Source organism: Mesorhizobium sp. IMUNJ 23033, from assembly GCF_044778005.1.
GTDB classification, from domain to species: Bacteria; Pseudomonadota; Alphaproteobacteria; order Rhizobiales; family Rhizobiaceae; genus Mesorhizobium; species Mesorhizobium amorphae_A.
Window position 1 is genome coordinate 100,391 of the sequence record NZ_JBJACT010000012.1, and the last position, 14,373, is coordinate 114,763.

The 14,373-nt window shown below is 63.3% G+C and carries 17 protein-coding genes; 8 read left to right on the top strand and 9 right to left on the bottom strand.

The features are described from left to right. Nucleotides 1-27 precede the first annotated feature (27 nt). Nucleotides 28-459: a CBS domain-containing protein gene (locus ACFX5Q_RS15425; RefSeq protein WP_006200834.1), complete on the top strand. Its 432-nt coding sequence runs from the start codon at nt 28-30 to the stop codon at nt 457-459. A gap of 48 nt (nt 460-507) precedes the next feature. On the opposite strand, the gene ACFX5Q_RS15430 is transcribed toward ACFX5Q_RS15425, so the two are convergent. Then, entirely contained in the window at nt 508-750 is a 243-nt protein-coding gene (locus ACFX5Q_RS15430) for a YjhX family toxin (protein ID WP_404279396.1), read from the bottom strand. A gap of 398 nt (nt 751-1,148) precedes the next feature. Here ACFX5Q_RS15430 and gatB point away from each other — a divergent pair, with 398 nt between their 5' ends. Together gatB and ACFX5Q_RS15440 are read left to right on the top strand one after the other, a co-directional pair. Beyond that, nucleotides 1,149-2,648 (top strand): Asp-tRNA(Asn)/Glu-tRNA(Gln) amidotransferase subunit GatB, encoded by a 1,500-nt coding sequence (gatB, locus tag ACFX5Q_RS15435; RefSeq protein ID WP_404279257.1) that lies wholly within the window; start codon nt 1,149-1,151, stop codon nt 2,646-2,648. A gap of 4 nt (nt 2,649-2,652) precedes the next feature. After that, complete coding sequence (locus tag ACFX5Q_RS15440) at nt 2,653-3,141, top strand: GNAT family N-acetyltransferase (RefSeq protein ID WP_404279259.1); 489 nt, start codon at nt 2,653-2,655, stop codon at nt 3,139-3,141. A 92-nt stretch (nt 3,142-3,233) separates the two neighbouring features. On the opposite strand, the gene panC is transcribed toward ACFX5Q_RS15440, so the two are convergent. Both panC and panB read right to left on the bottom strand, forming a co-directional pair. Continuing rightward, nucleotides 3,234-4,085, bottom strand: coding sequence for a pantoate--beta-alanine ligase (gene panC, locus ACFX5Q_RS15445; RefSeq protein WP_404279261.1), 852 nt, complete (start codon nt 4,083-4,085; stop codon nt 3,234-3,236). Then, nucleotides 4,082-4,909 (bottom strand): 3-methyl-2-oxobutanoate hydroxymethyltransferase, encoded by an 828-nt coding sequence (panB, locus tag ACFX5Q_RS15450; protein WP_404279263.1) that lies wholly within the window; start codon nt 4,907-4,909, stop codon nt 4,082-4,084. The genes panC and panB overlap by 4 nt, the downstream gene beginning before the upstream one ends. 237 nt (nt 4,910-5,146) lie before the next feature. Here panB and ACFX5Q_RS15455 point away from each other — a divergent pair, with 237 nt between their 5' ends. The 3 genes from ACFX5Q_RS15455 (at nt 5,147) to ACFX5Q_RS15465 (ending at nt 6,690) form a co-directional block, all read left to right on the top strand. Next, nucleotides 5,147-5,545 carry an NADH:ubiquinone oxidoreductase subunit NDUFA12 gene (locus tag ACFX5Q_RS15455; RefSeq protein WP_006200827.1) on the top strand — a complete coding sequence of 133 codons (399 nt, stop codon included), beginning with the start codon at nt 5,147-5,149 and terminating at the stop codon, nt 5,543-5,545. A gap of 127 nt (nt 5,546-5,672) precedes the next feature. After that, complete coding sequence (locus ACFX5Q_RS15460; protein WP_404279265.1) at nt 5,673-6,212, top strand: DUF2155 domain-containing protein; 540 nt, start codon at nt 5,673-5,675, stop codon at nt 6,210-6,212. A 94-nt stretch (nt 6,213-6,306) separates the two neighbouring features. Next, nucleotides 6,307-6,690 carry a hypothetical protein gene (locus ACFX5Q_RS15465; protein WP_404279267.1) on the top strand — a complete coding sequence of 128 codons (384 nt, stop codon included), beginning with the start codon at nt 6,307-6,309 and terminating at the stop codon, nt 6,688-6,690. Nucleotides 6,691-6,702: 12 nt separating this feature from the next. Here ACFX5Q_RS15465 and aat read toward each other — a convergent pair whose 3' ends face one another. From aat to ACFX5Q_RS15495, 6 genes are all read right to left on the bottom strand, one after another. Beyond that, nucleotides 6,703-7,320, bottom strand: a complete 618-nt coding sequence (gene aat, locus ACFX5Q_RS15470; protein WP_404279269.1) for a leucyl/phenylalanyl-tRNA--protein transferase — start codon at nt 7,318-7,320, stop codon at nt 6,703-6,705. Between the two features lie 15 nt (nt 7,321-7,335). After that, entirely contained in the window at nt 7,336-8,694 is a 1,359-nt protein-coding gene (gene accC, locus ACFX5Q_RS15475; protein WP_120015180.1) for an acetyl-CoA carboxylase biotin carboxylase subunit, read from the bottom strand. 18 nt (nt 8,695-8,712) lie between these two features. Then, nucleotides 8,713-9,171 (bottom strand): acetyl-CoA carboxylase biotin carboxyl carrier protein, encoded by a 459-nt coding sequence (accB, locus tag ACFX5Q_RS15480; RefSeq protein ID WP_192177532.1) that lies wholly within the window; start codon nt 9,169-9,171, stop codon nt 8,713-8,715. A gap of 26 nt (nt 9,172-9,197) precedes the next feature. Beyond that, nucleotides 9,198-9,632 carry a type II 3-dehydroquinate dehydratase gene (aroQ, locus tag ACFX5Q_RS15485; protein WP_404279272.1) on the bottom strand — a complete coding sequence of 145 codons (435 nt, stop codon included), beginning with the start codon at nt 9,630-9,632 and terminating at the stop codon, nt 9,198-9,200. Between the two features lie 135 nt (nt 9,633-9,767). Continuing rightward, complete coding sequence (locus ACFX5Q_RS15490; protein WP_404279274.1) at nt 9,768-10,571, bottom strand: DsbA family protein; 804 nt, start codon at nt 10,569-10,571, stop codon at nt 9,768-9,770. A gap of 58 nt (nt 10,572-10,629) precedes the next feature. Next, on the bottom strand, nt 10,630-12,042 hold the full coding sequence (locus ACFX5Q_RS15495; RefSeq protein WP_404279276.1) for a M48 family metalloprotease: 1,413 nt from the start codon (nt 12,040-12,042) through the stop codon (nt 10,630-10,632). Nucleotides 12,043-12,193: 151 nt separating this feature from the next. Between ACFX5Q_RS15495 and ACFX5Q_RS15500 the strand changes: the two genes are divergently transcribed. Both ACFX5Q_RS15500 and ACFX5Q_RS15505 read left to right on the top strand, forming a co-directional pair. Beyond that, the gene (locus ACFX5Q_RS15500; protein WP_404279278.1) at nt 12,194-13,342 is read left to right on the top strand and encodes a pyridoxal phosphate-dependent aminotransferase; all 1,149 of its coding nucleotides are present in this window, start codon (nt 12,194-12,196) and stop codon (nt 13,340-13,342) included. 10 nt (nt 13,343-13,352) lie between these two features. Next, nucleotides 13,353-14,282: a glutaminase gene (locus ACFX5Q_RS15505; protein ID WP_404279280.1), complete on the top strand. Its 930-nt coding sequence runs from the start codon at nt 13,353-13,355 to the stop codon at nt 14,280-14,282. Nucleotides 14,283-14,373: the final 91 nt, after the last annotated feature.

The window sequence follows — 14,373 nt, forward strand, 5'->3', positions numbered from 1 at the left end:
CGGCAAGCAAAAGCTGAGGAGGACGCCATGACTGTTAAGGCAATTCTCGAGAAGAAAGGCCATGACGTGTTGACGCTCGGGCCGAACGAAAAGCTGAGCGAAGCTATTCGTATCCTGACCGAACACAGGATTGGCGCGCTGGTCATCACCAATGGCGATCACAAGATCGTCGGCATTCTTTCTGAACGCGACATCGTACGGGTGATCGCCAGGGAAGGAGCGGCAGCACTTGAAATCCCGGTGCGCTCGGCGATGACGCCCAAGGTGAAGATCTGCAACGAGAACCACACCGTCAACGAGGTCATGGAAATCATGACCAAGGGCCGCTTCCGTCATCTGCCGGTGGAAAGAGACGGCCTGCTCTACGGCATCGTGTCGATCGGCGACGTGGTCAAGCGGCGCATCGAGGATGTCGAGCGCGAGGCCGAGGAAATCAGGGCCTATATCGCCACCGCCTGAGCTGTGAAGGGAAACCGCCGGCCGGAAGCCGACCGGCGGAGCCCTATGCTACCTGTTGTCGAGTTCGGCGCGGACGAGTTCGAGCCCGCGCCGAGTGATGCGGTAGGGGCCGCCGCCCGACGAGGAAACCGCCTTCTTCCGTTTCAGTTTTCGAAACAGGTCGAGACCGACGCCCGGATAATGCCAACCGTCGCGGGTCAGGCATTTGACGGAGGCGATCCGCTTCTTTTCGTTCTTTTCGATTTCGATGCGCCCGCCCTGCGCGAGCAGGTGCAGGATGCGCTGTCCCACAGCGCCGCGCGTCCTCTTGGACGCGCAAAGGACGCTGTGGCACTTTTGATTTGGCGCATGATCCTTTCCGAAAATCGATTTCCGATTTTCGGGGTCATGCGCTGCGCGAAATGTCCATGCGGAGAGTTCCCGGGAAAACAAAAAAGCCGCCGCCGCGAGCATGTCGCGGCACGGGGTTTCAGTTTTTCTGCCCTGCCTCGCTACGAGGTCAGGGCCTTACCGGGACTGAGCGTAAGTGGACATCCACTCTCCATTGGGATGAGTGGCCTATAGGCGAAAGCGGCTGAAAAGGCCAGCCTGCGGGCTTTGCGCTTGTCTCTTTTGGCGGTTTGCACTAGCGAAGTTGCACATCAAAATATGCGTTTGCGCATATTCCATAGTTCCAATTGCAGGCTCCCATGACCATCATCGATACCCGCACGCCCGACGCCAAACGCCTGATCCCCGGCGCCACCGGCGACTGGGAAATCATCATCGGCCTCGAGGTGCATGCGCAGGTGACCTCGGAAGCAAAACTGTTTTCCGGCGCCTCGACGGCGTTCGGCGCGGCGCCCAACGCCAATGTCAGCCTGGTCGACGCGGCGATGCCGGGCATGCTGCCGGTCATCAACGAGGAATGCGTCAAGCAGGCGATCCGTACCGGGCTTGGGCTGAAGGCCGAGATCAATCACAAATCGGTCTTCGACCGGAAGAATTACTTCTATCCGGACCTGCCGCAGGGCTACCAGATCTCGCAGTTCAAGCAGCCGATCGTCGGTGAGGGCAAGGTGATCGTCTCGGTCGGTCCGGATCGGCAGGGCGAGTTCGAGGACATCGAGGTCGGCATCGAGCGGCTGCATCTGGAGCAGGATGCCGGCAAGTCGATGCATGACCAGCATCCAACCATGTCCTATGTCGACCTCAACCGCTCGGGCGTGGCGCTTATGGAGATCGTCTCCAAACCTGACATGCGCTCCGCCGACGAGGCCAAAGCCTATGTCACCAAGCTGCGCACCATCGTGCGCTATCTCGGCACCTGCGACGGCAACATGGACGAGGGTTCGATGCGCGCCGACGTCAACGTCTCGGTGCGCAAGCCGGGCGGCGAATTCGGCACGCGCTGCGAGATCAAGAACGTCAACTCGATCCGGTTCATCGGCCAGGCCATCGACTACGAGGCGCGCCGGCAGATCGCCATCCTCGAGGATGGCGGCAAGATCGACCAGGAGACGCGGCTGTTCGACCCCAACAAGGGCGAGACGCGCTCGATGCGCTCCAAGGAAGAAGCGCATGACTACCGCTATTTTCCGGATCCCGACCTTTTGCCGCTGGAATTCGACCAGGCCTATGTCGACGCCTTGGCGAAAGACCTGCCGGAACTGCCCGACGACAAAAAGGCGCGGCTGATCGCATCGCTGGGGCTATCGACCTACGACGCCTCGATCCTGGTGTCGGAAAAGCCGATTGCCGACTATTTCGAGAAGGTGGCCTCGGGGCGCGACGGCAAGCTCGCCGCCAACTGGGTCATCAACGACCTGCTCGGCGCTCTCAACAAGGCCGGAAAAGATATTGAAAATGCTCCGGTTTCGCCCGATCAGCTGGGTGCGGTCATCGATCTCATCAAGGAAGGCACCATTTCCGGCAAGATCGCCAAGGACCTGTTCGAGATCGTCTGGAACGAGGGCGGCGATCCGCGCCAACTGGTCGAAAGCCGCGGCATGAAACAGGTGACCGACGCCGGCGCAATCGAGAAGGCCGTGGACGACGTCATCGCCGCCAACCCGGACAAGGTCGAGCAGGCACGGGCCAAGCCGACCATGGCCGGCTGGTTCGTCGGCCAGGTGATGAAGGCGACCGGTGGCAAGGCCAATCCGCAGGCCGTCAACGACCTCGTCAAGGCCAAGCTCGGAATCGAATAGGGCGATGTTCGTCCGTACCGCCAGCGAGCGCGATCTTGCCTCGGTGCGGGCCTTGCTGGTCGAAACCTGGCATGCCACCTACGACGCCATCTATGGCGTCGAGCGGGTCACCGAAATCACCGACGATTGGCACTCGATCGCTTCGCTCCGGACGCGGCTGACGCGGCCGAACTCCGAATTCCTGGTCGCCGATGACGGCAAGCGTCTCGGCGGCATGGCCTTCGCCGCTGCCACCACGGAGCCGAAGATCATCCTGCTGAACCAGCTCTACGTGCATCCATCCTGCCAGCGGCAGGGGATCGGCCGGGCATTGCTGGAAGAGGTCGAGGTCAGCTTCCCCGAAGCGCATACGCTGCGCCTCGAGGTGGAGGAAGCTAACACTGTGGCTATCGCCTTCTACCGCTCGAATGGTTTCTTGCCGACCGGCAAGACTGCCGATTGCGGCGGCCGGTCGGGGTTGCCGGCATTGATCTTCGAGAAGACGATCGGATAGTCCGCCTGCGGCCTGCACGTGCCGAGCGAGGAACAAGGCGCTTCGCGACGGTGCACGGACGGCCGCAAGCGCTGATTGCGAAGGCTCCAGGACTACGCGGAGGGAATCTCCACATTGTCGATCAGCCTGGTCTTGCCGAGCCAGGCGGCGGCGAGCAGGCGGCCATCGCGGCCGCGCCGCCAGGGAGCGAGCGTCAGGCTTTCGCGCGCGGCGACATAGTCGACCCGCTGGAAGCCCGCTTCGACAAGGGCGCGGGCGGCCGCATCGGTCGCGCCGGCTTCATCGGCGCTGCCCGTCAGCGCACTCGCTGTCCGGCGCAGGATCGCGTTGAGTTTTCGCGCTACCTCGAGTTCGGCTTCGCCGAGATAGGCGTTGCGCGACGACATGGCGAGACCGTGCGCGTCGCGCACCGTCGGCGCACCGATGATTTCGACCGGCAGGTCAAGGTCGCGGCAAAGCTGCCTGACGACGCAAAGCTGCTGGTAGTCCTTTTCGCCGAAGATCGCATAGTCGGGCAGGGTTTGCAGGAAGAGCTTGGCCACGACCGTGGCGACGCCGTCGAAGAAGGTCGGCCTGAAGTCCGATTCGAGACCGGCGGAGGGGCCGCCGACCGAGATTTTTGTAGCGAAGCCGGCTGGGTACATCTCCATAACATGAGGCGTAAATGCCAGATGCGCACCGGCTTCCGCCAGCCGCTCGAGATCGTGGGCCAACTGGCGCGGATACTTTTCGAGGTCTTCGGTAGGGGCGAACTGCGTCGGATTGACGAAGATCGAGACGAGGCAACGATCGGCCTTTTTGAGCGCGATCCTGACCAGCGAGATATGGCCGTCATGCAGCGCGCCCATGGTCGGCACCATGGCGATGCGCAGGCCGTCCTGCCGCCAGGCGCGGATTTGCGCGCGCAAGGTGGCAACGCTGTCGACGACGATTGGTCGGCTCATGCCTTGTCCTTGCTTGGCGTAGCTGGAAAAACGTGGTCGGGGCCGGGAAATGTGCGGCTGCGCACCTCGGCGGCATAGCGTGCCGCCGCATCGGAGATCACGCCGCGCAGTGCGGCATATTCCTTGACGAATTTCGGCACCCGATCGACGGTCATCCCGACCATGTCGTCGATGACCAGGATCTGGCCGTCGCAGTCGGCGCTGGCGCCGATGCCGATGGTTGGAATGGAGAGGCGCCGTGTGAGTTCGGCGGCGACGGTCTCGACCGTGCCCTCGATGACGACAGAGAACGCGCCGGCTCTTTCCACCGCCTCGGCGTCGCGAAACAACGCGGCCACATTCTCCTCGGTCCGACCCTTGATCTTGTAGCCGCCATCCTTTTCCACCGATTGCGGCTGCAGGCCGATGTGGCCCATGACAGGAATGCCGGCCGCGACAATTGCCGCGATCTGTTCGGCGACATCGATGCCGCCTTCCAGCTTGACCGCCTGGCAGCCGGTCTCGTCGACGACCTGTCGTGCCGAGGCCAAGGCCTGGGCGGTGGAGGTCTCATAGCTGCCGGCCGGCATGTCGACGACGACGCAGGCTTTGGCCGAGCCGCGCATCACGGCTTGCCCATGAGCGATCATCATTCCCAATGAGGCGCCGAGCGTCGTCTTGTGGCCATGCAGCACCATGGCGACGCTGTCGCCGACCAGGAGCAGGTCGACATGGTCGTCGAGCAGGCGGGCTACCGGGTAGGTATAGGCCGTCAGGCAGACGATCGGCACGCCGCCCTTGCGGCGGCGAATGTCGTCAGGGCCGATCCGGACATCGGCGGACATTTCTGGGGCCAATCCTCACCTCCCTCAGCCGGCACCGGGCCGGACGCCCGCTGCCGGGCGAGCCGAGCTTTAGAAAGACAAGCAGTGCTTGGCAAGCCGGCTTCCGCCAACCGCGCTGCTGCATCGATTTAGCGCACGGACCATTTGCGTCGCCCGCGCGGCAAAACCCTTGCCTTCGCGAAGGCCTGACGCCATAAGCAGGAAACAGGCGCCGCCGCTGCCGCCGCGAGGATCTGGATGAAAACTTTCCTTCTGCAGTTTTTCACCTGGTGGAACAGCCAGACACTGGGAACCCGCTTCCACACCTGGCGTCACGGCAAGCAGGTCGGCCAGGACGAGGCCGGCAACGTCTATTACGAGGGCGGTGTCGATTCGGAAGGCCGCACCCGCCGCTGGGTCATCTATCGCGACTATTCGGAAGCTTCGGCCATCCCGCCAGGCTGGCACGGCTGGATCCACCACCGCGTCGATACCGCGCCGCCGAGCGAGGAGTACCGGCCGCGCGAGTGGCAGAAGCCGCATCAGCCGAACCTCACCGGAAGTGCCGCGGCCTACAGGCCGAAGGGTTCGGTGCTGACCAACCAGCATCGCCCGCAAGTGACCGGCGACTACGACGCCTGGACGCCCGGTTCGTAATCGGCCATCACCGCGCCGATCGGTCCTTTGTCGCCACAATTGACGTTTAGCTGCTTGCTGATCTGAAAAAGGCGACTAGCCTTGGCGATTGAAAGAATCACCCGGGCGCAACCTCCGGTATCCCTGCATGAGCATCTTCAGCCGAATTTCGATGGCCGGACTGACGGCAGCCGCTCTTGTCGCCTGCACGACGACGTTTGCCTCGGCGCAGACGCCGGCAGCGCCTGCAGCGCCGGCCGTGGCCGAGCGCATCACCAATCCGGTCGCCGAATTCGCCGGCATCGACAAGATCACCGGCCGCATCATCACCTTCGACGTCTATATCGACGAGACGGTGCAGTTCGGCGCTCTGCAGGTGACGCCGCGCATCTGCTATTCGCGGCCGGAGACCGAAGAGCCGAAGACCGATTCCTTCGTCGAGGTCGACGAGATCACGCTCGACCGCAAGATCCGCCGCATCTTCACCGGCTGGATGTTCGCCGAAAGCCCCGGCCTGAACGCCGTGGAGCACGCCGTCTATGACGTCTGGCTGAAGGCCTGCAAGCAGAAGTCGGACGTACCGCCACCCGACGCGGCCAAGAGCGGTGCACCACAGGTCGATACGGCCAAGCCCAAGGCCGCCGCCGCTCCGGCGCCGACCGAGCCGGACGCCGACAGCACCAACTGATCCCCCCAATACCAATTGATCCGGGAGGAACCGCTTCGCCTGCCACACGTTGGCAACGAGCGACCGCGCAACATTGCGCATGGAGGATCTTGCGATGTCAGCAATCAAGCAGATGACGGCCAGCAAGAAGGAATTGCTCGACCTTGAAAAGGGGTTTTGGACCGGCGACGCGGACTACTATGCCGCCAATGCCGATACCGAATGCCTCGTGGCCTTTCCTGAGATGGCGCAGGCGATCAGCAACGCCGATCTCGCCAAAACCGCCAGCAAGCCAAACCGCTGGCGCGATCTCGACATCGACGTGAAGGGCATGGTCGAGCCGGGCAGCGATATCGTCATGCTGACCTATGAGGCCCACGCCACAAGGGAGAACGGTGAAGCCTATGCGGCACTGGTCAGCACCGGCTACGTGCATCGCAGCGATGGCTGGAAGATGATGTTCCATTCGCAGACTCCGATGGAACCTGCGAAAGGCTGACGAAACAGCCCGTTACGGAAAAAAGATCGCCTCGCCCTTCAGTGCGTCGGCCAGCATCTTTTCATACTTGCCGCGCGGCACGTCGACGGCGCCGAAGCGCTTGAGGTGCTCGGTGGTGAATTGCGTGTCGAGCAGCGCGAAACCGCGCGCCTTCAACCGCTCGACGAGATAGAAAAGGCAGGTCTTGGACGCGTCCGTCTCCCGGGCGAACATGCTCTCGCCGAAGAACACGCGGCCCAGCGAGACGCCGTAGAGGCCGCCGACCAGCCGCTCCTCGCGCCATGCCTCGACCGAATGGCAATGGCCCAGCCGATGCAACGCGACATAGGCTTCACGGATCGGTGCGTTGATCCAGGTCGAGCGGCGTTCCTCCCGCTTTTCGGCGCAGCCGTCGATCGTCGCCTCGAAATCGAAGTCGAAGCGGATGTCGAACGGGTGCTTGCGGATCGTCTTCTTCAGGCTCTTCGGCGTGTGGAAGCCGTCGAGCGGAATGATGCCGCGCGTCTCCGGCCGCACCCAGAACACTTCGGGGTCGCTGGCGCTTTCGGCCATCGGAAACACGCCGGACGCATAGGCCTTCAGCAGAAGGTCGGTCGGGATGCGATAGCCGGGCGCGTAGGGGCGGGTCATCGCAGCATTATAGCTTTACGAGTTCGCGACCTCATCACCCTTGGCCAGGTATTTCTCCAGCCAATGGATGTCGTAGTCGCCATTGGCGATATCGGCATTGCCGACCAGATCGCGGAACAGCGGCAGTGTCGTCTTGATGCCGTCGACGACGAATTCGTCGAGCGCGCGGCGCAACCGCATCATGCATTCGACGCGGTTGCGGCCGTGCACGATCAGCTTGCCGATCAGGCTGTCGTAATAGGGCGGGATCTTGTAGCCGGAGTAGACGCCGGAATCGACACGGATGCCGAGGCCACCCGGCGTGTGGAAATGGGTGATCGTGCCGGGCGAGGGCGTGAAGGTGCGCGGGTCCTCGGCATTGATGCGGCATTCGATGGCGTGGCCGTTGAACTTGATGTCCTCCTGGCGCACCGAAAGCCCGCCGCCGGAGGCGACGCGGATCTGCTCATGCACAAGGTCGATGCCGGTGATCGCCTCGGTCACCGGATGTTCGACCTGCAGGCGGGTGTTCATCTCGATGAAGTAGAATTCGCCGTTCTCGTAGAGGAATTCGATGGTGCCGGCGCCGGAATAGCCGAGATCGGCGACGGCGCTGGCGCAGATGCCGCCGATGCGTGCGCGCTCCTCGGCATTGAGCGCCGGCGAGTTGGCTTCTTCCCAGACCTTCTGGTGGCGGCGCTGCAAGGAACAGTCGCGCTCGCCGAAATGCACGCCGCGGCCGGCGCCGTCGCCGAACACCTGCAATTCGATATGGCGCGGCTTTTCCAGGTATTTCTCGATGTAGACGGCGTCGTCGCCAAAGGCGGCGCCAGCTTCCGAGCGCGCCGTCTGCAGCGCGACTTCCAGATCGGCCTCCGTGCGCGCCACCTTCATGCCGCGCCCGCCGCCGCCGGCCGAGGCCTTGATGATCACGGGATAGCCGATCCCGGCGGCAATGCGCTTGGCTTCCTTCTCTTCCGTGACCGCGCCGTCCGAGCCGGGCACGACCGGAATGCCCAGGCGCTTGGCGGTGCGCTTGGCTTCGATCTTGTCGCCCATGATGCGGATATGATCGCCCGACGGGCCGATGAAGGTGATGTTGTGGGCAGCGAGGATGTCCGCGAATTTGGCGTTTTCCGACAGGAAGCCATAGCCCGGATGCACCGCGTCGGCGCCGGTGATCTCGCAGGCGGCGACGATCTGGTGGATGTTGAGATAGCTGTCGCGCGACGGCGGCGGGCCGATGCAGACGCTCTCGTCGGCGAGCCTGACATGCATGGCGTCGGCGTCGGCGGTCGAATGCACCACCACCGTCTGGATACCGAGCTCCTTGCAGGCGCGCAGCACCCGGAGGGCGATTTCGCCGCGATTGGCGATGAGGATCTTCTGGAACATTTTTGGCTGTTCCCGGCTCTACTCGATCACGACGAGCGGCATGCCGTATTCGACCGGCTGGGAATCTTCGAACAGGATGGCCGTCACCGTGCCGGCGCGGGGCGAAGGGATCTGGTTCATCGTCTTCATCGCTTCGATGATCAAAAGCGTCTGGCCTTCCTTGACCTTCTGGCCGATCTCGATGAACGGCTTGGCGTCTGGCGAGGGCGCCAAATAGGCGGTGCCGACCATGGGCGATGGGACCGCGTTCTTGGAGATGTCGGCCGCAGCCGGTGCTGCGGCGGCCGCCGGCTGTGCTGCCGCGGAGACATAGCTAGGCTGGGGTGCGGCAATCGCATGCACGGCGGGCGCCTGCCGCGACACGCGCACCTTCAGATCGCCCAGCTCGACCTCGATCTCGGTGAGGTTGGTGTCGTTCAGTATGCCCGCCAGGTCGCGGATCAGCTGCTGGTCAACACCGGTCTTCTTTATCGACATTTTCGAGCCTTCTGTTTGTTGGCCGGTCACAGGCGTGCCGCCAGCGCCTGCAGCGCGAGCGTGTAGCCGAGCGGCCCGAATCCGCAGATCATGCCGACGGCGACCGGCGAGACCATGGAGACGTGGCGGAACGGTTCCCGCGCGTGGATGTTGGAAAGATGCACTTCGGCGACCGGCAGCGGCGCTATTGAGCGGATGGCATCGTGGATGGCAATCGAGGTGTGGCTGTAGGCGCCCGGATTGATGACGATACCTGCTGCCTTGTCGCCGGCTTCCTGGATCCAGTCGACGAGGTCGCCCTCATGGTTCGACTGACGGAAATCGATTTCGAGACCAAGTGCTGCACCCGCCTGCTTGCAGTCGTCGGCGATGGCGGCAAGCGTCTTTCCGCCATAGATCCCCGGCTCGCGCTTGCCGAGCGCGTTGAGATTGGGACCGTTCAGAACGAAAACCGTTTTCAAGAATGCCGACCTTTCCCGGCGCCGGCCTCAGCCGGCGCGCTGGGCCCTCTATAATGGGCATAGACGCCTGCGAAAAGAGCGCAAGTGCGTTCTTTTGCTGTCCACAGCAGGCGGGAAACCGCCTGCCGCCTTAGATCAGAGCGCGGCTTTCGCTGCCTCGATCTTTTCGGCCAGAACATCCTGCCCGAGTGCCCCGAACACAACCTCGTTGCCGACCACATACGAAGGCGTGCCGGTGATCGCCAGCTTGGTGGCGAGATCGTAGGTCTTGGAAATCGCCTCGTGGATGCTTGGGTCCTTCATCTTCTCGCGCAGCGCCGCTTCGTCGGCGCCGAGCGACAGGGCAACCTTGATCGCCGTGGCCTCGGTGGCGCGACCCGGGCCGCCGAGCAGGGCGTTGTGGAATTCGCCGTACTTCTCCGGCTTCATGAGGTGGAAGGCCATGGAGACGACGCTCGCCTTCTGCGAATCCGGACCCAGGATCGGGAATTCCTTGAGCACGAAGCGCAGGTCGGGTTCGGCTTTCGTCAGCGCCTGCATGTCGTCGATGGCGCGTTTGCAGAAGCCGCAATTGTAATCGTAGAACTCGACGATCGTAACCTTGCCGTTCGGATTGCCGACGACGCCGTCGAAGGTGGAGTTGAAGATCTCTTCCTTGGCGTTCTTGATGACGCCAAGCGCGGCGATCCGCTGTTCTTCCTTCTGCTTGGCTTCGAGCGCGTCCTGCACTTCGAGCAGAACCTCAGGGTTCTTCAGCAGATAGTCGCGGATGATGCCCTCGACCTCGGCCCGGTCGATCTTGGTGTCCGAGGACGCTACCTGCAAGACCTGCGCTGTATCGGCCTTAGCCGCCTGCGGGCTGCCGGCGACGAAGCCGAAAGCCAGCATGGCAAGAGCGGCCGCCACTCCCGTCGTGCCGAGCAGAATTGCCTTGTTCATCATCCCTTATCCTCTTGCCTGTTCCGTCCGCTTTTGTCGCAGTATGCCGCTGGAAGGTTCACTTCTTGATTTTGCCTGATGGCGCGTAGTTTATGATATCCTGGGCACGAAGCCAGCCCGGCTCGCCGCGCTTCAATTTCTGCTGCGCGCGCATGGCGAAGATTTTCGCATTCTTGTAGTCGCCGGAATAGAAACGGCCTTCGGCGGTCGCGAGTTCGGCCGCCGGAATGTTGCCGAGTTCGCCATAGGCCTGGGCCAGATAACGATACCCTTCGGCATTTTCCTTGTCACGCCCGAGGCCATTGTTGATCTGCACCGCCGCTTTCTTCAGCGATTCGGGTGTGCCGATCGCCATCAGCGCCTGGCCATAGGAGACCGGCAGCAGTCCGGACCGCGCCGGATCGAGGCTGACCGCCTTGGCGTAGGCGTCCGCTGCATCCTTCGGCTTGTTCGCCTTCATCAGGATGTCGCCGCGCAGTTCCTGGAAATAGGGGTTTTTCGGCTGTTCCTTGATCAGCACGTTGGTCTTGGCGAGGCTCGCGCCCAGATTGCCGTAGAGATAGGCCAGCTGCGCTTGGCCATAGCGCGAGGCAAGACTACCTGGATTCTTGCGCATCAGGCGCGTCGCGGCAGCCTGACCGCCCATATAGGCGGCGATCTTGACGCGCATCATGTCGTGGCGCTGCTGCAGCGCCGGCGGATCGACCTTGTCGACATAGGGGCTCTGCTTGACCAGCACTTCGAGATTGGCAATGCGCTCCTGCGGCATCGGATGGCTGATCCGGTAGGGGTCGACCTGCGCGCCGGACAGGGACAGCGCACTCTGGAAGCGGCCGAAGGTCTTCAGCATGCCCATGCCGGACTGGCCGGTGGCGTTGAGATAGGTGATCGCCGAGCGGTCGGCGGTCGTCTCTTCGGTGCGCTGATAGGCAAGGATGCTGCGCTGCGCCATCTCGCCGCCGCCGGCCGCGACTCCCATGCCGGCGCCGGCGAGGCCACGGCTGTTTGTGGTGGCGCCGGCAACGATGGCGCCGGCGCCAAGCAGGGTGGCGATGATCGCCATCGTCTTGGCGCGCTCGAGCTGCTCGCGCAATTTCTGCTGGTGGCCGCCGGCGATATGGCCGGCCTCATGGGCGATGACGCCGATGATCTCGTTGGGCGTTTCGGCCATCATCAGCGCGCCGGTATTTATGAACAGCCGGCGCCCGGTGACGAAGGCGTTGAAACTCTGATCGTTGACCAGAACGATGTTGACGCCGTCATTGGCGAGACCCGCCGCCTTGAAGATCGGCCGCGCATAGTCGCGCACCAGCGCCTCGATCTCGGCATCGCGCACCACCGGCACGTTTTGCGCCAAGGCGCTGACAGAGCCGGAGACCGCGACGGTGGCGGCAAGCAAAAGCGTCGCAAAGCCGCGCGCGGTCCTCCCGATGGAAGGTCTGGAAAACATCGATCTGGGTCGGCTCAACATGACAGGTCCACTGGTAGACGAGCGGGCGAAGGATGAAAAGTCGGCACCGAAAACTTCCTGCGCTTGTGATCCCCACATCAATCGGGCATTTGTGCGGCCAAAAGGGCCTGCAGCTTTGGCCGGGATCGATCCCGGTGTGATGGATTTGAAGATGGTCGTTTCCCTTTCGCGCCGTGGCGAGGTCGAGCCGTTCCATGCCATGGACATTCTGGCCGAGGCCAACCGGCTGAAGGCAACGGGCGTGCCGGTGGTGTCGATGGCGGTCGGGCAGCCGTCCGACCCGGCGCCTGTGGGCGTAAGAGAAGCTGCAGCGAACGCGCTGAAGCTCGGCCGCATCGGCTACACCGATGCGCTGGGCCTTGCCGACCTGCGCAAGGCGATCGCCGGGCATTATGGCGACCATTACGGGATCGACGTCCCGCCCAGCCGCATCGCCGTCACCACGGGCTCATCGGCCGCCTTCAACCTGGCCTTCCTGGCGATGTTCGACCCGGGCGACCGCGTCGCCATCGCTGCGCCCGGCTATCCGGCTTACCGCAACATCATGGCCGCGCTTGGCATCGAAATCGTCGAGATCGAGCTTGGCACTGACGCCTATCTGCATGCCGAGCACCTGAAGACGGCGCATGCCGAAAAGCCGCTGAAGGGTGTGCTCTTCGCCAGCCCGGCCAATCCGACCGGTGCGGTCATTCCCGCCGACGAGCTGGCGGCGCTGGTGAGAACGGCCGAAGAGCTTGGCATTGCTGTGATTTCTGACGAGATCTATCACCGGCTGGCCTATGCGGCACCCGACACGACGGCGCTGGCCTACGGCTCGGGCGTGACGGTCATAAATTCGTTTTCGAAATACTATTGCATGACCGGCTGGCGCATCGGCTGGATGGTGCTGCCGGAAGAGCTGGTGCGGCCGGTCGAGCGCATCGCCCAGAGTCTCTACATCTCGCCGCCGGAGCTGTCGCAGATCGCGGCCATCGAGGCGTTCAAGGCGACGCAGGAGCTGGAGGCGGTGAAGGCGCGCTATGCCTGGAACCGCGACCTTCTTATGAAGCGCCTGCCGGAACTCGGTTTTCCGCTGGCGGCGCCGATGGACGGCGCCTTCTACGCGTTCTGCGATGTCACCAGGCATACCAATGACAGCATGGCCTTTGCGCGCAAAATGCTGGCCGAGGCGCATGTGGCGGCAACGCCCGGCCGCGACTTCGATCCGCTCGCCGGACACCGCACCATGCGCTTTTCCTATGCCGGCAGCCATGACGAGATGGTCGAGGCGATGGCGCGCATCGAGCGCTGGCTGAAATAGCGGGGACATCATGCCGGAACTCGAACAGGCGCTTGCGGAAGTCGCCGCCGAAATGGCGGAGCGCACGGATCGCGGCGAGGTCGCCAGTTATATTCCGCAGCTCGGCAAGGTCGATCCGAAGAAGTTCGGCATCGCCGCCGTCACCAATGACGGCCGCGTGCTGGTGGCGGGCGATGCCGACCAGGCCTTTTCTATCCAGAGCATTTCCAAGGTGTTCACGCTGACGCTGGCGCTCGGCAATGTCGGCGACGCGCTGTGGCAGCGTGTCGGGCGCGAGCCATCGGGCAATCCGTTCAACTCGATCGTCCAGCTCGAGCATGAGAACGGGATTCCGCGCAATCCGTTCATCAATGCCGGCGCCATCGTCGTTTCCGACATCCTGCTCGCCGGCCACCAGCCGCGCGAGGCGATCGGCGAGATCCTGCGCTTCATCCAGTTCCTCGCCGACGATGAGACCATCATCATCGACCGCGAGGTCGCGGCCTCCGAACGCGCCACCGGCTTTCGCAACTTCGCTTTGGCCAACTACATGAAATCCTTCGGCAATCTTTACCATGCGCCGGAGCTGGCGCTGGGCGTCTATTTCCACCATTGCGCCATCGCCATGAGTTGCCGGCAGCTGGCGATGGCCGGGCGCTACCTTGCCAATGGCGGCAAGAACCCGGCGACCGGACATTCGGTGGTATCGGCCGAGCGCGCGCGCCGCATCGGCGCGATGATGCTGACCTGCGGCCACTATGACGGCTCCGGCGACTTTGCCTTCCGTGTCGGCATTCCGGGCAAGAGCGGCGTGGGCGGCGGCATATTGGGGATCGTGCCGGGCGTGGCGTCGCTCGCCGTCTGGTCGCCGGGCCTCAACGCCAATGGCAATTCCAAGCTCGGGTCGATCGCGCTGGAGAAGCTGGCGAAGATGATGAACTGGTCGATCTTCGCGCCTTAATAGACCATCCAGATAGGAGAAACCCCGCGCCGTCCTTGCGACGGCGCGGGGTTTTCTTTGGCTCAGAAAATCAACCCAAACGGCTGAAAAG